We start from the raw sequence: 23253 nt of genomic DNA on the forward strand, positions 1-23253 counted from the left end.
GATTAAACCACCCATACATGCCGCTACACTTGCGGTAACACCACAGTTGGAGGTATGAAGCGCACAACATCAACAACGAGAAAAACTGGGCATGCGCGGTTATTTTGCTATTGGCTCTGAAGGGCTTTCCAAATCCATGAATGTTGGCACGCTGATGCGTACTGGTCATGCATTCGGAGCAAGTTACTTTTTTACAGTCGACGCGCACATCAAAGGCCTTGGCAAAGCGATGAAGGCTGATACCTCCAAGAGCCCGGACCACCTGCCCTACTTCGCATGGAACTCGGTTGATGAGATGCAGTTCCCGCGTGGTTGTAAGATGGTGGGTGTTGAACTCACCGACGATGCAATCGAGCTTCCAAGCTTTGGGCATCCGTTGCAAGCAGCTTATATACTCGGGCCAGAACGTGGTTCTCTCTCGCAAGAAATGCAAGAACGCTGCGACTACATCGTCAAAATCCCAACCAAGTTCTGCTTGAATGTTGGTGTCGCTGCCGCGCTGGTTTTGTATGACCGCTATATGGCACACGGAAAGTACGCTGAACGTTCTCTCACTGCAGGCGCCCCAAAAGATCCGTTACTGGAACATATTCACGGAGCTCCGATTTTCCGAAGCGGCCGAAAAGTTCCCGGCTTCGATAGCAACCCATGAGTGATTCGAAATACGGTTGCCATTTCTGATACATACTCTGAAACGGCAACCTTTATTTCTCACCATAGCAAATGCCTTGTATAAATTTTTAAGGTGTTTCCCTTTCCCACACCCAGTCTCTACCACATTACAAATTCGTAATTCTTTGAGGCTCCACACTTCGCATTTTCTCTCAATCTGTGCACACTATGTGGAAAGGTGCCCATATTTTTTACTGGGTGAAATGCTGCCAATTAGTTTGAAAATAAGCCGGAAAATCTGAGCTTTTAAAGGCGATTAGCCCTTATTTACTAGCGCGTTAAATACAATCGAAAATTAACTTGCATATCTACTGTCTTCGATCACTTAAAACAGAAATTCATTAGTGGCTTTACGCTTGATATTATGGCTGTGCGTGCCACACTCCCGCCAGATTTCTGATGGCAGCATTCATAGAGCGGTTCAAAGGCAAATAATTTTTTGCCTCTGTAAAAACAGGGTATCAACCCTTTTGTAACCATCTTTAAAGTAACCCTAACATTAAGTTTTATGGGTTTTCGCACAGAATCTCAGATTTTGTCGTACGCAACGCGGTTTGGAGAAGATGCAAGCACGTATCCTGATAACTGCCTTTATGGCTCTTGGTATCTCGGGCGCGACTGCAAATGCGCAGTCTCCTGCCCTCTTGAAAGAAAACAAGGATTGGGCAACTTACACCTTTAACACCCAGAGCGGTGGTAAGGTGTGTTATGCCATTTCCGCACCAACACAGTCACTGCCGACTGATAGAAACCATGGAGAAGTTTTCTTCTTCGTTTCTACCCGTCCAAGTGAAGGCGTTGCCAATGAACCAAGCTTTATAGTGGGTTATCCATTTAAAGAGGGTTCCTTGGTCACGACCAATGTTGATGGTCAGCAGTTCACCATGTTCACCAAAGGTGACGGCGCATGGGTTCAGAACGCTGCGGAAGAAAAGCGTTTGGTTGACGCAATGAAAGCAGGCAGTTCCATGTCTATTTCTGGTCAGTCCGCACGTGGCACCCAAACTTCCTACAAATTCTCTTTGAGCGGCATCACTGCTGCTGTCAGAGACGCATCCAGCGCCTGCCAATAAGGTTCTGATGCCCGAAATTGTTTGAATTTACAGAGTTCTCTTGCCTGCGCCAGCTTGCCGCCACGCAATTTGAGATCTGGGATGTTCAAACTAAGCGATTTCGGCTATAAGCGTGCCGAATACGTAGGCGGTTGCTGCTGGCGACCGCCTCTCGCATTTTTAGCGGCGAGCAACGGGTACACATAACCTGTTATTTTTCCTGCTAGATCGTATTGCCGAAAAGTGAGGCACATTTTTCGGGTTTGAATACGCAAAGAACATAAGCTTAAAGCCAAGCATCTAAGAAAAACTGGTGAATGACCATGGCGGTATCGTTAGACATCGCGCACAAATCCGCTGATCCGGCGGCAACCAGCGCAGCAAACCCTTCTCCTGCAACCATTCCTGTGCAGGAAGAAAAGCCATCTCTGATCGGCTTAAACCGTGAAGAACTAGGCAATGCCCTTGCTGCAGTTGGAGTCCCTGAGCGCCAGATCCGCATGCGCGTCAACCAGCTGTGGCACTGGCTCTATGTCCGGGGCATTTCTGATTTCGGCAAAATGAGCAATGTCTCAAAAGACCTGCGCACTAAGCTGGAGTTTGCCTTTACCATTGCCCGTCCAGAGATCGTCACTGAACAGATCTCCGTTGACGGCACCCGTAAATGGCTGTTCCGCTTTCCATCACGCGGCGCTGGCAAGCCAGTTGAAGTCGAAACCGTCTACATTCCGGAAGAAGATCGCGGTACACTCTGCATCTCCTCTCAGGTCGGCTGCACCCTTACCTGCACGTTCTGCCACACCGGCACACAGAAGATGGTTCGCAACCTGACAGCTGAAGAGATCCTTGCGCAGCTCATGCTCGCAAAAGATCGCCTCAACGACTTCCCGGATGCAGATGCACCGGAAGGTGGCTTGGATGCATCCACATCCAACCGTCGTCGCATCACCAATATCGTGATGATGGGCATGGGCGAACCGCTCTATAATTTCGAAAACGTCAAGAAAGCGCTTTTGATCGCCTCTGATGGAGACGGCCTGTCCCTCTCCAAGCGCCGCATCACCCTGTCGACATCTGGTGTAACACCAGAGATCGCACGAACAGGTGATGAAATCGGCTGCATGCTGGCAATCTCTCTGCACGCTGTGAATGACGAGCTGCGTAACACGCTGGTTCCGATCAACAAGAAGTACAATCTGGAAACGCTGCTTCAGGCATGTCGTGACTATCCAGGCCTGTCCAACGCAAAACGCATCACCTTCGAATACGTGATGCTGAAGGGCGTAAACGACAGCCTGGAAGATGCAAAGAAACTGGTTCAGTTGCTCAAAGGCATCCCGGCAAAGATCAACCTACTGCCATTCAACCCATGGCCGGGCTCTCCGTATGAGTGCTCTGATTGGGAACAGATCGAAGAGTTCGCAGATGTTGTGAACCGTGCAGGCTATGCTTCGCCAATCCGCACACCACGCGGACGCGATATCTTTGCAGCCTGTGGTCAGCTGAAGTCAGCATCCGAGCGTCTCCGCAAATCTGAGCGTGAAGCGCTGGAGAAAGCACAGGCTCAAGGCGAAGCCTGAGCAAAATAAAGCATGAATGCAAAAAGAAGGCCGGCGTTTGTCTGAAACGCCAGCCTTCTTTGTCTCATTCACGTCATATGCACGGAGTCCGGCTATCGTCCCATTCAGGACAGATGAAGCAACTGGACATCAATGCAATGACCGAGAAAGCACATCCCTCTCAACAGCACGCCACAACCACTGGCATGAAAGGCAAGGGGTTTTACAACAAAAACTCCACACCACAACAAGCCACAATTGCCTATGTGTATCCATGGCTGCATGAAGCCATGGCCAGCCTACCAATGCCAAACGATAGCTCTCTCCTGCGTTTTGTAGACTACGGATGTTCTGAGGGTGCAAACTCAATGCAGATCATGGCGCAGCTCACTGAAGCTGCCAGACAACGTGGGAGCAACTCGATCCAGACAATCCATAGTGACCTGCCCAGCAACGATTATTCCACCCTGCTTGATGCCATCAGCAACCGTGCCCAGCCGCCCTACACCGACCCAACTGTTTTCGGCAGTATTGTAGGTGGTTCCATGTTCAACCGGCTTTTGCCGCCCAACTCCACCCATCTCGCCACATCCTTCAACGCCACGGTGTTCCTCTCAGAGCGCCCATTGGAACGTCTACCCGACTACGTTCTGCCAAACGGCCCGAGCCTCGCTACCGAGAAAGGCTCAGTTTCAGCACAGGATAAAGAAATCTTCGAGAAACAGGCTGCCTATGATCTGGAAACATTTTTGAAGGCACGGGCAAATGAGCTTAAGCCAGGCGGCAAACTCCTGCTGCAAACTGTCGGCAGAAATGAACATGTCTCAACCGCAGACGGGATCGTGAACTTGTTCAATCTGTCTTTGCTTGATCATGTCGCCAACCACTCAATCTCTCAAGATGCCTACGAACGCTACTATCATCCTGTCTATATACGCAACTTGGAGCAGCTCACAGCCCCAGTAAATCCCGAGGGTGGCTCGCTATCTCACCTGTTCACGATAGACAAAGCAGAATGCTATGAAACACCTGTCTCATTTGTTGATCAGTACAAGCAAGACAACGACGCCTCAGCCTACGCCCAGCAAATGGTGAACTTCTACCGAGCCTTCACCGAAGCTCCACTACAGGCCACTCTCTCAGGTACGCCAAATCTCAGCGAGCTCCTCGACAGCATCTATGCCCGAGGCGAAGAGCGCATCCGTGAGGCTCCACACCTCTACGACTTCCACTTCATCAGCGTAGCCATGCTGCTGACCAGAACAGAGAGCAGCTGAAACCTAATCGATTATGCGAGCCAGCGTGTTTTGTGCGATCATCACAAACTCTCGCCACAGTCATGATTGAAGCTTCTCAGAAGTTCATAGTCTATTGGTTTCAATCATGTTTATCGCCCATTTGCCCGCCGGCTATCTGCTCGGAAAAGCAGCAACCAAACACTTCGATCAAAAATCTAGACAGCTCGTCATTTGGACCTCAATTGGCTGCGTCTTACCTGACGCTGACATGCTCTATTTCTATCTCATAGACAATCAGAGCACCCATCACCGGCACTATCTTACTCACTGGCCAATAACATGGATGATGCTTATTGCCCTGTCTGCCGTGCTTTTGCATCGGAACTTCCGTGTTGGTGTCATTCCGCTTGGCCTTGGTATGGGCGGCCTTTTACATATGGTCCTTGATAGTGTTGCGGCTCCCCTGTTCTGGCTTGCACCATTTTCCAAACTTCAAGTTGAACTGGTCAAAATTCCAGCTATCTATGACAACTATATTTGGAGCTTCATATTGCACTGGACATTTGCATTTGAAATCCTCATTTGCTCAGTAGCTCTTGGTGTATTCTGGGCGAGCCGTTTTCCTAGACACCAGAGACAGATGCAAAGGACTGCACAATGATCGACGGAACCAAGCTCTTCATCCAGTTGCTCCGGATTGCTCTTGGTTTCTCACTCGCAATCATTGCGGCGGGCCTGTTTTTATCCTGGGGCTTTTTCAGAACTTTGAGTGTTCACGGTGGACCAGAGACTGACATCATTCAGTTGCTCGTGATCACATGGAGTACCATCATCTCTGCAAGCGCGATTGGTGCTCTCTCCCTGATACCGAGCGGCTTCGCAATTGGCTTTGCAGAACTCATGAAATGGCGCGGCGTTATCTACCACGTATCCGCAGGTGGTATTATCGCGCTGGTACTTTGGGGCATTGGCGGAGCTCTTCCAGCCGACCTGTTTTACGCATCCAACGAGGCTGGCAGTGTCATCGCCTATTCAACATCAGGAACCACAGTCCCAACACCCGCCTCCGAAGGCTTCCGCCCCGGCTCATCCATCGCCGCCTCCGCCGGATTTATTGCAGGTTTCATCTACTGGATTATTGCTGGCAAAGGTTCAGGAGGATGGTGGATCGACAAGCCATCTTCCCCGAAGGGGTCTCGTTAGGGAATACACTTCTCGTTCTTACAGAGAGTTTCATCCATAGGCTAATACTCTGTAATATCTAGGTAATTTCTCAGATAGGAAGAACCCGATATAACGCTTGCAGATTGCAAATCAGAAGATATAAAAGCTACTTCTTCAATCAAGAATTTGCACCCGCACACCTGTGCAATTGAAAGGTGAATTATGAACAAAGCAAATTACTTTATGCAGTTGAAAGCACTGAGAGATAACATCCCAGCTGAAAAACAGTCTGACTTTGACGTGATGTTTGCAGGCAGAGAAAAGAACCCTGTTGTAGCACTCGTGCTTGGCCTGTTCCTTGGCAGCTTCGGCATTGACCGCTTCTATACCGGACAGATCGGCCTTGGAATCCTCAAGCTCATCACACTCGGTGCACTCGGCATCTGGACGTTGATCGACTGGTTCCTGATTATGGGTGCCGCGCGCAACAAAAACATTCAGATCGCAAATGAAACTGCGCTCTACATAAAGTAAGAGACAAAAAGCCGAGGCAAATCACCTCGGCTTTTCTTTTGGCTATTACGCTTTATCCTTCAGCAATCGCAGAGCATTGGTCACCACAATCAGCGTGGCTCCCACATCACCCAGAATCGCTGCCCAAAGACTGGCAAAGCCCATTGCGGTCAGCACCACCAGAATGCCCTTCACGATAAAAGCAAATGCAATGTTCTGATGAATGATCTGGAGCGTCCGCTTGGAATGGTGAATCAGCCACGGCAAGCGGGAAAGGTCATCTTTCATCAACGCGATGTCAGCGGTTTCAATGGCAGCATCAGAGCCAATCGCCCCCATCGCAACGCCAAAGCTGGCCCGCGCCATCGCAGGTGCATCATTCACACCATCGCCAATCATCGCAACTGTCTCATACTCATGAGAGAGCTGCTCAACGGCTGCCACCTTATCTTCCGGCAGCAACTCGGCACGCACCTCATCAATCCCGACAGAAGACGCAACACGTTCGGCCGTCGCCTTATTATCACCGGTCAGCATCACCAGCTTCTCAACGCCAGCTTTATGCAGCTGGGAGACCAACTCTTCTGCCGTATCGCGAACGGTATCAGCCAGGGCAATCAACCCGCAAACGTGCGCATCAGTTCCAACTGCAACAACAGTCTTCCCTTCAGCTTCTAATTCACGCGCCTTCGCATCGGCTTCACCAATATCGAAGTCCTTTTCATTCAGGAAGCGACGAGATCCCAGCCAGTAGCTCTTACCGTTTCGCTGGCCTGAAAGACCGCGCCCCGGCAACAGCTCAACATTCTCAGCAGCCTGATACTCAACACCATCTTCCTTAGCACGTGTCAGGATCGCTTCTGCAAGTGGGTGAGAACTTCGAGCTTCCAAAGAAGCAGCACGTGTAAGAAGCTCTTCAACGCTATGACCAGACAACGGATAAACATCAGTCACAGTCGGCAGACCATTTGTAATAGTGCCAGTCTTGTCAAAGGCCAAAGCTTTTAACCGCGCAGGCAATTCAAGGAAAACACCGCCCTTAATCAGCACGCCATTGCGAGCTGCCGAGGTCAAGCCAGCCACGATGGAGACGGGCGTAGAGATAACCAGCGCACATGGGCAGGCAATAACCAGCAGCACAAGTGCACGGTAGAACCAATCCATCCATGCTGCACCAAACAGCAGAGGCGGAATCGTAGCGAGCAAAATCGCAAGAACCATCACCGCAGGCGTGTAAACGCGGGCAAACTTTTCAACCCATTGTTCTGCTGCAGCACGCCGGGCCTGCGCCTCACTCACCATGCGAATAATACGGGCAAGCATGGTGTCATCAGCACCCTTGGTTGCTTCTACTTCAAAGCTGCCTTCCCCGTTGATAGTACCAGCATAAACATCATCACCCGCCTCTTTCATCACGGGCACACTTTCACCCGTGATAGGAGCTTGATCGACACTGCCAACACCTTTGCGCACGACGCCATCAAGCGGAAAACGATCCCCACCCCGAACAACAAAAGTCGCGCCAGGCTTCACACTGTTGGCAGGAACGTCTTCTTCACTTCCGTTAGGCTTAAGCAGGCGAACAACGGTTGGGACAATATCCATAAGCGCTGCAACAGCTTTACGCGCACGCCCAACACTCCAGCTTTCCAGATAAAGCGAGAGAGAAAACAGGAAGGCGACCGTCGCACCTTCAAACCACTCTCCAATGCCGATAGCACCTGCGACAGCAACCAGCATCAGCAGGTTCATATCAGGCCGCAACGTCTTGAGCGCATACCATCCCTTAGGCGCCACCAACCGCAATCCTGCGACGATGGCGAGCATGTACAGAACTTCTACCGGCCCGGACGGCACGGACTGGAAGACACTAAACACATCCGTAGAGTTGGTGCTAGAGAAAAACAAAACCGCCTGAACAACAAGCGCAATTGCCCAGAACAAGCCACTGGCAACTGTAAATGTACCAAGACGCCGATGCTGCTTTGCACGGGCATCCGCTGCTTCTTGTTCAATGAACAGAGCAGCCTTCATGCCTGTCGTATCAACCGCCTTGATGATCTCCTCATCCGCGATATCACGAGCAACGGGAGAGACAATCATCTTACCGTTCAAAACATCAAACGCCAGATACTCAGTATCTCCAACAACAGGTCCGACAACACGGCGCAGAATTCCCATCTCTTCCGCGCAGCACAGTCCCTCAACCCTGAAAGAGCGTGCACCCTTCCAATTGGTTACATCAGGAATTGCCGCTTCACTCTGGCTGGAGCCCCCACAACCTGTGTGGGCATGCAAATGTGTTTGCTCTTGGTCTTTCTTTGAACTGCAGCAGTCATCTTCGGAGCTGTCATGATCGGAGGAGCAACAAGAGGTCTCGCTTTTGTGCGTAGCTCTGTTACCTGAACAGCAAGAATCCGCGACCTCTTGAGGTGACTCCGCTTTGTTAGAACAGCAGCTTTTAGTGGCTTGATCTTCAATCTCATCCGGAGAGAGTTTCTTGCCTCGATCTTCCGCGTTGGACATGATCCACTCCATGCAATTTCTTCATTGCAAGAGAAGATAAGACCTCTAGTCGCTGTAGCTTCAAGAGCAAAATGCAAATTCTATGAATTTTCTTTTCGGAGGCCCCTGCTGTTTTGACAGAGAACGCTAGCATCAGGTTCAGATTTCACGACTTTCCGGATTTTACCTGAACGCTTTTGAGCATACGCTCCAACATAGGGAACAACTGTTCCTTCTCAGCATCGGATAGATCCGACAGTAAGATTCCGTTCACGTGCCTGTACATATCAATAAGATGAGACAACCCCTGCCCTTTCTCTGTCAGGTGTATTTTCACGGATCGTTTGTCATCCTCAACAGCACTACGACTGACCAACCCTTTGCTTTCCATGCGATCCAGCAATCGAGAAAGCGCAGCCGCCTTCTTGCTCGAGTACTCCGACAGCTCCGAAACGCTCAATCCATCCTGCCGCCACAGCGCAGAAAGCACGACCCACTGCGCCAGCGAAATCTCATGCGGACGTAAGTAGTCCTCTGCGATGCTGCAAGCTGCTTCAGACAAGGTGTTGAGCAATCGGCCCATCGAAGGCAGGTATGAGATCTTCTCAGTCATCGGATTCCTGAATATTTTGACTTGATTATATTATTGACATCTAATTTACATGTAAACTAAAATAACTATATTCCTATCGCCAAAGGTAAGCCCAATGTCATCACCACAAAAATATAGCCGCCCGACAATCATCCTTCATTGGCTGTTCGCCGTCACCATCATTGCTGTGTTCATTTTGGGGAAAGTTCTCGAAGGAAGCGCAATCTCGCCTGAAAAGCTCAATATCTTCATGGCACATGCAGGGCTAGGCGCTCTGACAGGCCTGTTCCTGATCTATCGCATCGTCCTGTTGATCAAGCATGCGCGTCCAAAACCAGATCCCAATTGGGGCATCGTCATGATCAGCTTATCCAAGCTGGTCCACTTGCTCCTCTACCTCGCGCCCCTGGCTCTGGTCATCTCCGGCATGAGCATGTCATTGTTTGCAGGCCTCATGGAGCTCGCAATGGCAGGAGACTGGCAAGCCTGGCCAGAAAACATCACCATCCCGCCAGCCGCAATCCATGGCTATGCAGCCCCGATCTTGCTTGCATCATTTGCGTTGCACGTCATCGCAGCGCTGTATCATCAACTGGTACTGAAAGATAATCTTGTCGCCAGAATGAAAACGGCCTGATCAAAGACAAGGCATCTACAGCTTGTAGATGCCTTCTTTCTCTCCGCAGGTTTCCAGCGCTTCTGCGGCGGTTCGCCCGTCCAGCAGCGGTGCCTCCGGCCAGATCTCGGCAAGCGGAATAAGCACAAAGGCACGCTCACCCATGCGCGGATGAGGCACTTGAAGTCCCTCTTCCTCAACGCTTGCATGATCATAGATCAGAAGATCAATATCAATCGTCCGTGGCCCCCAGCGCACATCACGCACACGGCCCAACTGCTTCTCAACATCAAGACCGGCATTCAACAGCGCACGCGGAGAAAGAACCGTCTCCACGGTAATGCAACAATTGCGGTAGTCATCCTGCGGTACAGGCCCCCAAGGCGGGGTCCGGTAATCAGATGATTTTTGCAAAACTGAGATTCCGTCGACGGCATTCAATGCGGCCACTGCACCGTCGATATTCGCTTTTGTATCGCCAAGATTTGAGCCCAAACCTAGAGCTGCAACAATTTTTTCTTGTGTCATTATTGGCTGCTGCCTAGTTCCTTCATCGCCTGGAAGATCCGTACTGCATCCACGTGCGGTTTCACATCATGAACTCGCAGGATCTGTGCTCCGTTTTGCAGAGCCAGCGTATGTACTGCAAGCGACCCAGCCATACGCTCTGGCGCTTCATTATTCAACACATATCCAACCATCCGCTTGCGAGAAGCTCCCGCTAGGACAGGACGACCGAATTTCCGAAGTTCTGAGAGCCGGCTCAGGATCTGATAGTTCTGCTGAAGAGTTTTGCCAAACCCAAAACCGGGATCAAGAATCTGATGTTCTTCCGGTATGCCCGCATCAGAGGCCAGCTTGAGGGATCTCTCAAAAAAGCGGTCGATATCACTCATGATATCCAGCGGCTCATCCACCTCTGTGCGGTTATGCATCATAATCACCGGCACACCAGCATCTGCCACAGCACTGGCCATCTCAGGGTCTTTCTGCAGACCCCAAACGTCATTCACGATATGCGCACCGGCCCTACAAGCCTCAGCAGCAACTCTCGCCTTATAGGTATCAATGGAAATCAGCACCGGCAGTTCTTTGATCAGCTCAAGAACCGGCAAAACACGCTCCAGCTCATCCTGCTCCTGAACAACCGTCGCTCCGGGCCGCGTGCTCTCACCACCAACATCAATGATGTCAGCACCTTCAGCGATCATTTCAGTCGCGTGCGCCAACGCCACTGCTGGCGCATCAAACTGGCCGCCATCAGAAAAGCTGTCTGGAGTTACATTCAATATGCCCATGACGAGCGGACGCTGAGAGCTTTCCAGCAATCCATGATCAAACTCTGCCATAAGGGTTCCCTCCCAATTTCTGGCCCCTCATAGCCTCCCATCGCCTTTGTTTCCAGCAAAAATCAAAAGACCTTTTCTACCTGCTACAAGATATGGCCGATATTTACTGCATGGTGATCAAATCAGCGCGCTTTTAAGGACTGACAGACTGTTCTTCCACGTCTCGTTTTTTTACCGGCAACACAAACAGGAACAGCGCGAGAAAGGCCATGCCTGGCATCACAACGCCCAGAGCGGTCACAGGGTCAGGCACAACAATCGCGGTAACCAAACTTCCCAGAAAACCACCCGCCATTTGCATGAAGCCCATCAAAGCAGAAGCAGCCCCTGCAATCTTGGGAAACGGCTCCATTCCGCGCATAGAGAGAGCTGGCAGAGCCATTGAAGCGCCAAAAGCAAACACACCAATCGGGATCATGATGCTCAAAAAGCTCAGATATTCAAGCTGCGTGACTGTAAACAACGCCAATCCACCCAAGCCGCACAAAACCAGCGCCGGCCCAAGAAGCGCTTCTGTGCTGAACCGTCGTAGAAGCAGCCGAGTGGCCACGCCACCAGCAAAGAACGAACCTGACTGAAGCACCATCCCCATGCCGAATTGCAAAGGCGTCAACCCAAGCCGCTCAATCAAAACAAACGGCAAGATCGTCGAGAGCGTATAGATCACGCCAATGGTAAACCCGAGGATCAACGAGGGCTGCATAAACTCAAAAGACCTCATCAGCGTCCAATAAGAAGACGCCATCTGCCTGGGCCGAATAAGCTTCACATCTCGGTGAGAATTGGTTTCCGGCAAAACGGTGAGCGTTAACAGCAGGATGAACCCGGCATAGATCACCATCAGAATAAAGATCGCCTGCCAGCCAAACGCGCTGAGCGTTAAAGCACCAATTGTCGGAGAGATAGCAGGCCCGATCCCCAGCATCACGGCCAGCAAGTTCATAATCCGTGCACCAGCCTCACCAGAAAACTGATCTCGCACAATCGCGCGCGCCACCGCAATTCCGCTGGACGCACCAATCCCTTGTATCAGCCGGCCAAGCAGCAGCATTTCAATGTTCGGCGCCAGCCACGCCAAAAGGCTGCCGAGCAAATACAAGCTGAAGAACCCGAGAATGACAGGACGGCGCCCAAACGCATCAGAAAGAGGCCCACACAACAGCTGCGCCAGCGTGAAGCCTGCAAAATAAACGGTCAGTGTCAACTTAGCGACAGCAGCCGTCGTCCCAAACACCTCCGCCAAAGTCGGCAAAGCAGGCGTATAAAGCGCCATGGAAAGCGGGCCAATCGTCACCAGCAACGCGCCAATGACAGCCGTACGACCAGCCGAGAGCTTAAGCTCTGTGTGTGTGCCCGTTGCCTTATTCATTCCCGAACCCCAAGGCAAGGCACTGAGCTATCCCGTATGCGCTTCACCAGTTTTCTTGATAATCATCAGATGCGCGGCAACTCTAGGAAAATTGCGTAGAGCGCACAACGAAAAACACGCGCCCTCCTTACAGAGTGCGCGTGTCAAAAACCTATAAGCGAGCACATTATGCGTTACGCTAAAACACGAAACTTCGCTGCTTCCTGAGTTGGAGAGCTGCCAAAGAACCGCTTGAATTCACGGCTGAACTGCGACGGACTTGCATAACCAACCCGATAAGCAGCCTGACTGGCGCTCATGTTCTGGCTCAGCATCATAGACCGCGCCTTATGCAAGCGGATCGATTTAACGTACTGCAGCGGAGAAAGACCGGTGGCACCTTTAAAGCCAGCATGGAAAGCAGAAATGCTCATACATGCCATCTTCGCCATTTGGTCTACGCTGAGATTTGTTGAGAAATCCTCGTGCAACACTTGAAGAACTCGCGCAATCCCTTGAGACTTCTCACTATTCTGGAACAGCACCCTCAGGCTCGCACCGTACTCGGACTTGAGCACGTGGTACAGGAACTCGCGATAGTACCCATCAGCGAGAATTTTAGTTTGTTCTTCGCTATTTAGCGTCTGCATCAGGCGACAAACAGAAAACAATGCCTCTTCAGACAGATGCGCTGGTCGACCGAGCGTTTCGCCATACTCAAACTCGAGAGGCTCTTGCTCGATAAGCAGCATCAGCTCTGCCAAGACATTGATATCGATCGCCAAATTGACCGCATAGAGAGGCTTCTCAGGAGACGCTTCTACAATCTCAATCTCAAGCGGGATCGGAGAGACGAGCGCGGCATAGCTTTGCTGGGAATAGAGGAAACTCTGACTACCCAAATGGCCTCTGACCAGACCCTGAAAAACGATACGAATGCTTGGTGAATACATAACAGCGCGAGGCTTTGTCGCCGTTGTCATGCGAATCACTTCGACACATTCATGTCTGGTTGCACTCACACCCTCGCTTTGAGCGAGTGGGGCAAACCATTCTTCTAACCACTGTTGGGTTGCAAATTGCATTGGTTTTCCAACAACTTTTGGGATTACGCGCACAGGGGGTATTCTATTGTCTTTTAATCACCCACCACGAATAAGTTGGTGTAAATATTGGGGATTGCAATACCCAATATTGCGATATTGAATGGTATTAGATTGCCATATTCCTTTTTGTAGTCAAGCGACTGTCTTCGGATGGTGTTTACCCATAATTTATTAGTTAGCCTAAGGTCTAAATTAAAGGAGCATTGCTTGCTTTTAGCTGAACTGTCTCACCTTGAACAACAGAAACAGGAGCTGCAAGCAAGCTTTCGCGAACGTGGCTACGCATTTCACCACCAAATCGACACGCCAGGCCGCATCTGGAGAAATTTATTTGCTGAGGCAGAAGAAATCTTTGTCGCTCTCACCTCGGGTATGTCTATAGGCATCAACGGCCAGTTTATCAATCTGGAGCCCTTCGAAGAGTTCTACATCCCTGCCGGAAAAAACTACGATATCGTCGGTCGCTGCCCCGATGAGTGCCAATGGATGCACGCCTACGACCTTGCAGAAGTCGACGTACGCTCCAGACTGGTAAGAAAATCCGGTTTGCTATCTGTCGATGATTACAACTTCATAAATGAAGAGTAAGTGATCTGGCACACTTTTGCACCGAAAGCCTCATATTCTAATATCCGAACGATGACTTATCAGCTAAACAGATGCTGAATTGCGTTCTTTTTCCGGCAAAGTCTATTCAAAAAACCAGGCTCACCAGTAAAAAAGTGAGCTCGACTAAATACTTAGCAGTTTTTTAGCGAGATGGTTTGAATTGACACAAAAATAGGATAGAAGAGCGCATCTTTCATTAGAGAAAAACCAGATTGAAGGAATGGCGTGGATCGGGCACCTCATGATCCTCCCACACGCCGCGACTTCCTATGGCCAGACGGAGCCACCATGAAACTTCGCAATATTGCGATCATCGCCCACGTTGACCACGGCAAGACGACCCTTATTGACGTCTTGTTGAAGCAGTCCGGCGTCTTCCGCGAAAACCAGCGCACCGAAGAACGCATGATGGACTCCAATGACATCGAGCGTGAACGCGGCATCACCATCCTTGCCAAGAACACCTCTTTGGTCTGGAACAACACACGCATCAACATCGTTGACACACCAGGTCACGCTGACTTCGGCGGTGAAGTAGAGCGCATTCTGCATATGGTAGATGGCGTTGTATTGCTCGTAGACGCAGCTGAAGGCCCAATGCCGCAGACCAAGTTCGTACTTGGTAAAGCGCTGAAGCTTGGCCTGAAGCCAATCGTTGCGATCAACAAAATCGACAAACCAGAGCAGCGCGCTGACGAAGTACTGGACGAAGTGTTCGACCTGTTCGCATCTTTGGATGCAAACGAAGAACAGCTCGACTTCCCGGTCGTATATGGTTCCGCTAAGCAGGAATGGATGGCTCTCGAGCCAGCTGGCCCTCAGGATTCCATGGCGCCACTCTTCGACATGATCCTCGACAAAGTTGCAGAGCCACAGGCTGAAGAAGGCGAATTCCGCCTCCTCGCAACAACAATCGAATCTGATCCGTTCCTTGGTCGCATTCTGACAGGCCGCATCGCATCTGGCGTTGCGACCCCGAACATGGCGATCAAGGCGCTGTCACGTGATGGCAGTGTGATCGAAACTGGCCGTATCTCCAAGGTTCTCGCGTTCCGTGGTCTTGAGCGTCAGGCAATTGAAGAAGGTGAAGCAGGCGACATCGTCTCCATCGCTGGTCTGACCAAAGCAACCGTGGCAGACACAATCGTTGCTCCTCAGGTAAGCGAGCCAATTCAGGCACAGCCAATCGATCCGCCAACCCTGTCCATGATGTTCCGCGTCAACGACGGTCCTCTGGCAGGTCAGGAAGGCTCCAAAGTTCAGTCCCGCGTTATCCGCGAGCGTCTGATGAAGGAAGCTGAAGGTAACGTTGCGCTTAAGATCGAAGAAACTGCAGAAGCAGATTCCTTCATCGTTTCCGGTCGTGGTGAATTGCTTCTCGCAATCCTGATCGAAAACATGCGCCGTGAAGGCTTCGAACTTTGCGTAGGTCGTCCTCGCGTTGTTTATCAGGAAGACGAAGCTGGTAAGCGTCTTGAGCCAATCGAAGAAGTTATCATCGACGTTGATGATGAGTTCCAGGGTGCTGTTGTTAAAAAGATCACCGAACGCAAAGGTGAGCTTCTTGAAATGCGCCCATCCGGTGGCGGTCGCTCCCGTTTGGTATTCCACGCTCCAACCCGTGGCCTTATCGGTTACCAGGCTGAGCTGATGTCAGACACCCGCGGTTCCGCGATCTTCAACCGTGTGTTCCATGAATATGCACCTTACAAAGGCGCAATTATGGGTCGTAACACCGGCGTTCTGCTGTCCAACGGTCAGGGCGATGCTGTTCCTTACGCATTGTTCAACCTGGAAGACCGTGGCCCAATGATGATTGATCCGGGCACAAAAGTGTACCAGGGCATGATCATTGGTGAACACACACGCGGTAACGACCTTGAAGTGAACGTTCTGAAGGGCAAGCAGCTCACCAACATCCGTTCTTCCGGTAAGGACGATGCTGTTAAGCTGACCACCCCAATCAAGCTGAGCCTCGAAGGCGCACTGTCTTACATCGCTGAAGATGAACTGGTGGAAGTAACCCCAGAATCCATCCGTCTGCGTAAAGCACTGCTGTGCCCGCATGACCGTAAGCGCGCCGAACGCGCATCAAACAAAGCGTCTTAAGTCTGCTTAAATTGATGAGTTATTTGAGGGAGGGCTTCGGCTCTCCCTTTTTATTTGGGCGATAGGACCTCTCCAAAGGCCTTAAAAAACACCGCCAGTCCCTGTTCAAACTCTTCCCCCCCCGGTGCGTCACCGACAACCAACTCTGCCACTTGCGGCAAAAGCTGCGGAATTGAAAGCATCCCAAGCAACGCCAGAAACAGGTAGTGTGGTTCCAATGTTGACGATAACCGCCCCTCTTTTTGCAAGTCAGCCAACACAGCAATCTGTTGCATATAATAAGCTTTCCTCTGGTCGGCATGCACAGGGCGATCACCTTCAAAATCCAACGCCTCCCTCATGAGCAACTTGAAGAAATCGGCATCACCTTTGTTGGCTTGAGACCACCCCATCAACATCTCAGAAAGATCACCAGAGATACTGGAACGCGTCTGCTCCCGTTCTTGAAACTGCGCGGTTAATACAGCTTCAAACAGCAGCTCTTTGGACCTAAAATGCTTATAAACTAGTGCTTTATTATAGCCTGCCCGATCTGCTACATGCTCCATCCGCACGCCATCGACACCACGGTCGATAAACTCCAGCAAAGCAGCCTTCAGGATATCTGAGCGGCTATTACCCCGCTTGGACGTACGCACTGGATTGGTCTGTTTCATACTCATTCCTCAATGGCATCCAGGGTTTTTCGCATCATTCGGGCAATCCCTAAAAGCTGAAGGCTGCCAAACAACGCAACAACTGCTGAGACACCCCATGCAATCATCCAACCATCACCACTCATCACAGTTGGCGCAAACATACCCAGCAAAACAGTTCCGATGACCCACCCGTAATCACCAAGACTGAACAATGTACACCATGCTACCGAAGGCCTGCCCTGTTTTCCTTGCCACAACAATGCGCCTGCAAACACAAGCAAACCCAGCCCAACAAGGAGCCAGAGATTGGGGCCCTGCCAGTTTAACGCCGCAGAGACACGGTGAGGCATACACACCATGACAACACCGCATATGGCAGAGAATATCGCATTGCCCAAAAGAGCCGCGCGCAAAAGACCTGTTGAACCAGTGCCCGATAGATTTCCAAATTCCGTAATCATGGCTCCCTCCAACCATAAGTAACGATACTGTTATTTATGGTTGGTTTCGACCTCAGGTCAACAGCACTCACCTCAACTCCGCGTGAACAAGAAAAACCCCGACGCACATGTGCACCGGGGTTTTGTACCGATTACATAGAGTTACGGTTACTCAGCAGGCTCTTGCACCTTCTGCTCCTCCACGGTCCCAAGTTCGGCTGTCTTCACAGCCTGCTTCCGTTTCCAATTCGCTTTGGCCTTCGTTGTGGTCATTCGTGAGTTATCAGGCGTCCATCCCGGCGTACGAAACATATAGCCGAGGACATCTCTCAGGGATCTTGCGGTCTTCAAATCCTTGACCATGGCAATCCATTCATGAAACGCCACAATCAGCAGGTTGTTGGTCTCAAGGTTCTTGCCAATACCGTAGCGCGGCGGGTCCTCTGCAACTTCCGGACTGAATGTCCCGAACATCCGATCCCAGATAATCAGCGTCCCCGCATAGTTGGAATCCAGATATCGTGGGTTCGTCGCATGATGAACGCGGTGATGGCTCGGCGTGTTAAAGATCCACTCAAACGGCCCCATACGATCAACCAGCTCAGTATGAATCCAAAACTGGTAGAGCAAATTCCAGGCTGCAACGAAGAAGATCATCTCCGGTTGAAAGCCGAGAAGCGCTATGGGCAAGCCAAAGATGAACGTCAACGTGATTGTACCCGTCCACGTCTGACGCAGTGCCGTTGAAAGATTATACCGCTGAGAAGAATGGTGATTGACGTGGCTCGCCCAGAACCACCGATACTCGTGCCCAAAGCGGTGTTTCCAGTAATAGGCCAAGTCATAGAGCACAAAGCAGATCAGGATGGTCCACCAGTTGATAGGAATAGTCTCGATAAGACGATAGCCATAAATCCAGCTGTGCGCCGCATAAGACATGGATGTGCCTAGCGCGATCCCAGCGATGAGACTCCCAATCCCCATTGCCAGACTGAAAAACGTATCTTTGACTTCATACCCATCAATCCCACGCAGCTTTAAAGCCACACCTTCTACAATCATGAGAATGATAAAAAACGGCACCGCATACGATATAGGGTCAAAAAACTCCATTGAGATGGCCCTCCCAAACCGAACCCAAAACCCGAAGTGCACCCCACACCCACGGGTAAGTTACCCTTACGGTAACACACTCCTGTATATGTCATCAAACCGGGAGGGCACCCCCAAGAAACAAAGCTAGAGGGAGCAGAGAACTTCAAATACTTATCCCCCTGCCCTCAACCCCGCATATTCTCAGTGTTGTGCTCACGTATTCGGGCAGCTGGTGGACCGTCCATCAGTGCGGCGTGGGCTGGGCGGAGCTACCGGGTGAAGTAACGCATCACCCGGCGGGTTCGTTGAAACACCCCTTGAAAGTCTTTAGTGCAGGGACCAAGCGGAAGCTGGTCACCCGATGGGCGTCTACACTGGCAGGCGTTTAGCTATCACCGACAATCGCATCTGCCTCTGGCCGGTGTGCTTGTTGCTGATGGTGCCTGCTCCCAATGCCTTTCGGAGGAGATCTTGTTTCATACAAAAACGCCCGGGCAAGGCGAGCAGCCAATGCCGAAGAAACTAATTTACTCACAATGCGCAGGCACTGCCTGCTCGCCTTGCTCACTCCCGAACTTTCGGGAACCCATGCTTCAACACTGCTGGTAAAGCCATGCGGTGCTAAAACTATTTGCCGTCACTAGGTGTTTCTTCAGGGTAGCTCTGGAAACTATCTGCATTTTGCTTGATCGGCACAATCACGCCACAAGCAATCCGCCCTCCCGCATCACCAGTTGGCTGGCTGTGATAGTCGTCCGGATCAGCATGAACAATCAGCGCCCTGCCCGGACCACCAATGAGGCTGTCCTTGTCATCGGGAGCCAGGTCTAAGATTTCGGAGAAATACTCGACGACAATCTTTCCATTCTCGGGAACATGAAGATTTGGAAGATCGCCCGCATGCGGACCATCAGGAACTTCAATCCCGTGCTCATGCCCTTCAGGTGCGAAATGACCACCAGCAGCCGAAAAGGTTGGCTCACATAGGCCCGTTTCATGAACATGGAACCCATGCACACCAGCAGGCAAACCATCAAAGGCCGCAGTAATATGGAGCGTCTGGCTCAAAGTCTCAGTCAACACCACACGGCCAACCTGCTTGCCATCAACGTCTTTCATAATGGCAACGGCAGTCGGCCCAGCAGGCACCTGATCTTCTTTAGAAGCCATCGCAGCAAAACTCGCAACAGCAAACCCGGCTGCAACAACTGCTGCCAATCCACTCAGCTTCATCATCCAAAAACTCCTGAAAGCGCTCTATCCACGCGCAGAGTATTCAGCGTTGAGGCCACATCAAAATCACTCTTGAAACCTCGGTAAACCAACACCGCTTACCCAACTGATAAGTTGACCAGTCTTGGTTACACCTTCAAAAGAAAACCCGGATCAGAACCAATCTGACCCGGGCTAAACTATTTCAAAACCAGCAAGATCTTATTCAGCTGGCTCACCTTTTTCGTTCTCACGACCAAAGTTCGGCGCCGCAGATTCCTGACCTGCTTCAACAAGCTGATGGCGAATATCTTTGGTCCGTGCAAACAGCTTGAACAAGGCATCGCCATCACTCCACCGGATCGCACGCTGCAAGGCAGACAGATCCTCAGAAAAGCGAGACAGCATTTCAAGAATGGCTTCTTTGTTGTTCAGGCACACGTCGCGCCACATGGTCGGGTCAGAAGACGCCAGACGTGTGAAGTCACGGAAACCGGAAGCCGAGTATTTGATCACTTCTGACTTGGTCACCGTTTCCAGATCATCAGCCGTACCAACAATGTTGTAGGCAATGATATGCGGAAGGTGAGACACAACAGCCAACACAAGATCGTGGTGCTCAGCATCCATGGTGTCCACATGAGAGCCACACGCTTCCCAAAAGGCAGTCAGACGCGCGGTAGCACCCGCATCACTGTCGTTGTCTGGCGTAAGAATGCACCAGCGGTTCTCAAAAAGAGAGGCAAAACCAGCATCAGGACCGGAATACTCAGTACCAGCAACCGGATGGCCTGCAATAAAATGCACACCGTCCGGCATATGCGGCTTCATCGCTGAAATAACGGAGGCCTTCACAGAACCTACGTCAGTCACAATCGCCCCCTCAGCTAAATGAGGGCCAATAGTTTTCGCCACGGCTCCACATGCACCAACCGGTACACAAACGATAACAAGGTCTGCCCCTTTTACGGCTTCTGCTGCGTCCAGATAATATCGGTCCCCAAGTTTCAACTCTTCCGCACGCTTCAGAGTAACTTCTGAGCGTGTGGATATAACAATTTCACCCGCCAGCTTTTCGCGGCGCATGACATGCGAAAGAGATGAGCCGATCAGACCGATACCAATCAGTGCGACCCGGCTAAACAAGGGTTCAGACATGGAGACCTTCTATTAGAACTACTTCAGAAATTCAGAGAGAGCTGCAACAACATCTCTGTTGGCTTCCTCACTGCCGATTGACATGCGCAAGGCATTGTCAAATCCATAGGCTTTCACCTGCCTCAGCACACACCCGCGTTCCAGCAGGAAGGCATCCGCATCGACAGCCCGCTTCCCCTGTTCCTCAGGGAAATGGATCAGAATGAAATTGCCGACACTTGGCGTTACGTCAAGACCTAGTTTGGTCAGTTCGTTAACTACCCACGGCAACCATTCGTTATTGTGGCTAACTGCCTGCTCAATAAACGCCTGATCACGCACAGCAGCAGCACCAGCTGCAATCGCAGCAGCATTCATGTTAAACGGCCCGCGAATACGGCCCAGCGCATCAATGATGTGCTCAGGACCATACGCCCAGCCAACACGCAGCGCTGGCAGACCATAAGCCTTGGAGAACGTCCGTGTCATAACAACATTTTCGGAGTTCGCAACAAGCTCAATACCGGACTGATAGTCATTCCGGCGCACATACTCAGCATAGGCTGCATCGAGAACCAGAATACAGGTCTTCGGCAACCCGGCGTGCAAACGCTTAACTTCGTCGAACGGAATATAAGTGCCGGTCGGGTTGTTCGGATTGGCCACAAAAACCATTTTGGTTTTCTCGGTCACACGTTCCAGAATGGCATCCACATCCGTTTTCAGGTCTTTTTCTGGGGCAACAACAGGTGTCGCACCAGCTGCGTGGATTGCAATCTTATAAACAAGGAAGCCGTGCGTGGTATAAATAGCCTCATCACCTTCACCCAGATAGGCATAGGCCAGCAGGCTCAGCACTTCGTCAGAGCCACAGCCACAAATGACGTGATCTGGGTTCAGGCCGTATACTTCACCAATTGCTGTGCGAAGTTCGCCAGCGCTACCATCAGGGTAAAACTGAAGCTCGGAAATGGTGCGGTAAGCTTCAAGCGCTTTTGGGCTCGCACCTAAAGGAGATTCATTGGAAGAGAGCTTATGTAGTTTATGGCCACCATTTGCCTTCGCCTTACCGGGTACATACGGATCAATTGCCAACACACCAGCACGAGGGACAGGGCGTACTACCTGCTCTTCCATCAACTCATTCCTTTATTCAAAAAACACGCAATTTAACCAACTGCGTCTGCTTCACTATCAAATTCATCATCTAGGTCAAGCGGCGCGGGGTATCCACCGACATATCTAAGTTTATCCGGCGTCGCCTCAGCAGCTTCAAAGAAAGTCGCCAGCTCCTGCTCGGATATATTCCCCGGAACAGCTAATAGCGCATCTACGCCTTCAAAACTGCGATAAAAACTCAACACTTCTATACCTTTGTGCATCAATGAGCTCGGTATAGCTCCCGTCCAGCGCACATCGTAAACACAAATATCCGGCTTCTCAGTTTCAGCAGTTTGAGCCGCAACCACAACAGCAGGCAGATCAGCAGGCCTGTCCTGAACAACCAAAAACGGAAGCCTTGCAATAATCGAAGGACCATTGGTGCCATCATCCCGTGCGCCCATGCCACGCCACCAAGGCGTTTCTGCACGTTCTTCAAGCCCGATCACACCAAGATCGACCTGTGAATAATCAACCGCCGCAAGCACAGCAGAGGGGTCTATCTCGCGTTGCTGTTCAATGGCGTAACCAAAATAGAAGCGTGTCAGCTCACTCATTGCGAGTCGATCTGCACTTCCATCAAGATGTACACGATAAGTTGTCTGGGCATTTGTGAGCGAAGAGATTATCTCACGCCAAATATGCTCCAATGACATAATAGGCAGAACACCGCGATGGTTCTCAACCAACCGTCGCATAATATCTGCTTCACGAGAGGGCCTAAAAACAGCATGCATAGAACCTTGTTCAGCTTTTGCCGCAACAATATGCTCAATCAGGTCAGCACGCTCCATAAGCAAGGCATGCAGTTTATCATCAACTTCATCTAGTTTATCGCGGACTTGAGACAAGCTCATTTTTGAATCCGAAACTGATGAAGACCCAGACATTGCACTAACCCACTCGAATTATTGAACAGAACCTATGTAAATTCATAGGAAACAACGACGGTGAAAGCAAAAGAAAACGTTGACACACTGCCAATTGGCACCTAGCAAAAACTCTCTTGCAATCCTTTAGAGGAACACCCAATTCGCCTTCACAACACCGCGGAAGAAAACATGACTGAGACTGCCAGCGCAAAACCGGAGAAGACTCCGAATATCTCACCCTCAACACAAGCCAGTGTTGCAGCGGC

23 protein-coding genes are annotated in these 23253 nt (G+C 50.9%); 10 read left to right on the forward strand and 13 right to left on the reverse strand.

Features of this window, described 5'->3' with window-relative positions; translation table 11 throughout:
* Positions 1-91: 91 nt before the first annotated feature.
* The 7 genes from PsAD37_RS00600 (at position 92) to PsAD37_RS00630 (ending at position 6219) form a co-directional block, all read left to right on the forward strand.
* Positions 92-652, forward strand: a complete 561-nt coding sequence (locus PsAD37_RS00600; protein WP_063294502.1) for an RNA methyltransferase — start codon at positions 92-94, stop codon at positions 650-652.
* 613 nt (positions 653-1265) lie between these two features.
* The gene (locus PsAD37_RS00605) at positions 1266-1745 is read left to right on the forward strand and encodes an invasion associated locus B family protein (RefSeq protein ID WP_063286442.1); all 480 of its coding nucleotides are present in this window, start codon (positions 1266-1268) and stop codon (positions 1743-1745) included.
* A 296-nt stretch (positions 1746-2041) separates the two neighbouring features.
* Positions 2042-3304 (forward strand): 23S rRNA (adenine(2503)-C(2))-methyltransferase RlmN, encoded by a 1263-nt coding sequence (gene rlmN, locus PsAD37_RS00610; RefSeq protein ID WP_109316522.1) that lies wholly within the window; start codon positions 2042-2044, stop codon positions 3302-3304.
* Between the two features lie 113 nt (positions 3305-3417).
* Positions 3418-4560, forward strand: a complete 1143-nt coding sequence (locus PsAD37_RS00615) for a hypothetical protein (RefSeq protein WP_208991600.1) — start codon at positions 3418-3420, stop codon at positions 4558-4560.
* 106 nt (positions 4561-4666) lie between these two features.
* Complete coding sequence (locus tag PsAD37_RS00620; RefSeq protein ID WP_063294503.1) at positions 4667-5182, forward strand: metal-dependent hydrolase; 516 nt, start codon at positions 4667-4669, stop codon at positions 5180-5182.
* Positions 5179-5724: a hypothetical protein gene (locus PsAD37_RS00625; protein WP_063294504.1), complete on the forward strand. Its 546-nt coding sequence runs from the start codon at positions 5179-5181 to the stop codon at positions 5722-5724. Before PsAD37_RS00620 ends, PsAD37_RS00625 begins: the two co-directional genes overlap by 4 nt.
* 183 nt (positions 5725-5907) lie before the next feature.
* A complete protein-coding gene (locus tag PsAD37_RS00630) occupies positions 5908-6219 on the forward strand; it encodes a TM2 domain-containing protein (RefSeq protein ID WP_057460745.1) in 312 nt (103 codons plus the stop codon).
* 45 nt (positions 6220-6264) lie between these two features.
* On the opposite strand, the gene PsAD37_RS00635 is transcribed toward PsAD37_RS00630, so the two are convergent.
* Together PsAD37_RS00635 and PsAD37_RS00640 are read right to left on the reverse strand one after the other, a co-directional pair.
* Positions 6265-8724 carry a cation-translocating P-type ATPase gene (locus PsAD37_RS00635; RefSeq protein ID WP_208991601.1) on the reverse strand — a complete coding sequence of 820 codons (2460 nt, stop codon included), beginning with the start codon at positions 8722-8724 and terminating at the stop codon, positions 6265-6267.
* A 145-nt stretch (positions 8725-8869) separates the two neighbouring features.
* On the reverse strand, positions 8870-9316 hold the full coding sequence (locus tag PsAD37_RS00640; protein WP_063294506.1) for a MarR family winged helix-turn-helix transcriptional regulator: 447 nt from the start codon (positions 9314-9316) through the stop codon (positions 8870-8872).
* 94 nt (positions 9317-9410) lie between these two features.
* On the opposite strand from PsAD37_RS00640, the gene PsAD37_RS00645 reads away from it, so the two are divergent.
* Complete coding sequence (locus tag PsAD37_RS00645) at positions 9411-9932, forward strand: cytochrome b (RefSeq protein WP_063294507.1); 522 nt, start codon at positions 9411-9413, stop codon at positions 9930-9932.
* Between the two features lie 15 nt (positions 9933-9947).
* Here the strand turns inward: PsAD37_RS00645 and folK are convergent, their stop codons facing one another.
* The 4 genes from folK to PsAD37_RS00665 form a co-directional block, all read right to left on the reverse strand.
* Entirely contained in the window at positions 9948-10439 is a 492-nt protein-coding gene (gene folK / locus PsAD37_RS00650; RefSeq protein ID WP_057460749.1) for a 2-amino-4-hydroxy-6-hydroxymethyldihydropteridine diphosphokinase, read from the reverse strand.
* Positions 10439-11260: a dihydropteroate synthase gene (folP, locus tag PsAD37_RS00655; RefSeq protein WP_063294508.1), complete on the reverse strand. Its 822-nt coding sequence runs from the start codon at positions 11258-11260 to the stop codon at positions 10439-10441. Before folP ends, folK begins: the two co-directional genes overlap by 1 nt.
* Before the next feature lie 133 nt (positions 11261-11393).
* On the reverse strand, positions 11394-12629 hold the full coding sequence (locus PsAD37_RS00660; protein ID WP_063294509.1) for a multidrug effflux MFS transporter: 1236 nt from the start codon (positions 12627-12629) through the stop codon (positions 11394-11396).
* A 173-nt stretch (positions 12630-12802) separates the two neighbouring features.
* Positions 12803-13630 carry an AraC family transcriptional regulator gene (locus tag PsAD37_RS00665; protein ID WP_275078110.1) on the reverse strand — a complete coding sequence of 276 codons (828 nt, stop codon included), beginning with the start codon at positions 13628-13630 and terminating at the stop codon, positions 12803-12805.
* Between the two features lie 291 nt (positions 13631-13921).
* Between PsAD37_RS00665 and PsAD37_RS00670 the strand changes: the two genes are divergently transcribed.
* Complete coding sequence (locus PsAD37_RS00670; protein ID WP_152986549.1) at positions 13922-14302, forward strand: hypothetical protein; 381 nt, start codon at positions 13922-13924, stop codon at positions 14300-14302.
* A 309-nt stretch (positions 14303-14611) separates the two neighbouring features.
* Positions 14612-16432, forward strand: coding sequence for a translational GTPase TypA (gene typA, locus PsAD37_RS00675; protein WP_063291199.1), 1821 nt, complete (start codon positions 14612-14614; stop codon positions 16430-16432).
* Positions 16433-16482: 50 nt separating this feature from the next.
* On the opposite strand, the gene PsAD37_RS00680 is transcribed toward typA, so the two are convergent.
* From PsAD37_RS00680 to PsAD37_RS00710, 7 genes are all read right to left on the reverse strand, one after another.
* Complete coding sequence (locus PsAD37_RS00680) at positions 16483-17088, reverse strand: TetR/AcrR family transcriptional regulator (RefSeq protein ID WP_063294511.1); 606 nt, start codon at positions 17086-17088, stop codon at positions 16483-16485.
* 2 nt (positions 17089-17090) lie between these two features.
* Positions 17091-17531 (reverse strand): hypothetical protein, encoded by a 441-nt coding sequence (locus PsAD37_RS00685; protein WP_063294512.1) that lies wholly within the window; start codon positions 17529-17531, stop codon positions 17091-17093.
* A 147-nt stretch (positions 17532-17678) separates the two neighbouring features.
* The gene (locus tag PsAD37_RS00690; RefSeq protein WP_063286122.1) at positions 17679-18623 is read right to left on the reverse strand and encodes a sterol desaturase family protein; all 945 of its coding nucleotides are present in this window, start codon (positions 18621-18623) and stop codon (positions 17679-17681) included.
* 609 nt (positions 18624-19232) lie between these two features.
* Positions 19233-19841 (reverse strand): superoxide dismutase family protein, encoded by a 609-nt coding sequence (locus PsAD37_RS00695; RefSeq protein WP_208980712.1) that lies wholly within the window; start codon positions 19839-19841, stop codon positions 19233-19235.
* 198 nt (positions 19842-20039) lie between these two features.
* Positions 20040-20975 (reverse strand): prephenate/arogenate dehydrogenase family protein, encoded by a 936-nt coding sequence (locus PsAD37_RS00700; RefSeq protein WP_063294513.1) that lies wholly within the window; start codon positions 20973-20975, stop codon positions 20040-20042.
* Positions 20976-20993: 18 nt separating this feature from the next.
* Positions 20994-22091 carry a histidinol-phosphate transaminase gene (gene hisC, locus PsAD37_RS00705; protein ID WP_063286124.1) on the reverse strand — a complete coding sequence of 366 codons (1098 nt, stop codon included), beginning with the start codon at positions 22089-22091 and terminating at the stop codon, positions 20994-20996.
* A 32-nt stretch (positions 22092-22123) separates the two neighbouring features.
* A complete protein-coding gene (locus tag PsAD37_RS00710) occupies positions 22124-22972 on the reverse strand; it encodes a chorismate mutase (RefSeq protein ID WP_063294514.1) in 849 nt (282 codons plus the stop codon).
* Positions 22973-23253 lie beyond the last annotated feature (281 nt).

It is taken from the genome of Pseudovibrio sp. Ad37, from assembly GCF_001623075.1.
GTDB lineage: Bacteria > Pseudomonadota > Alphaproteobacteria > Rhizobiales > Stappiaceae > Pseudovibrio.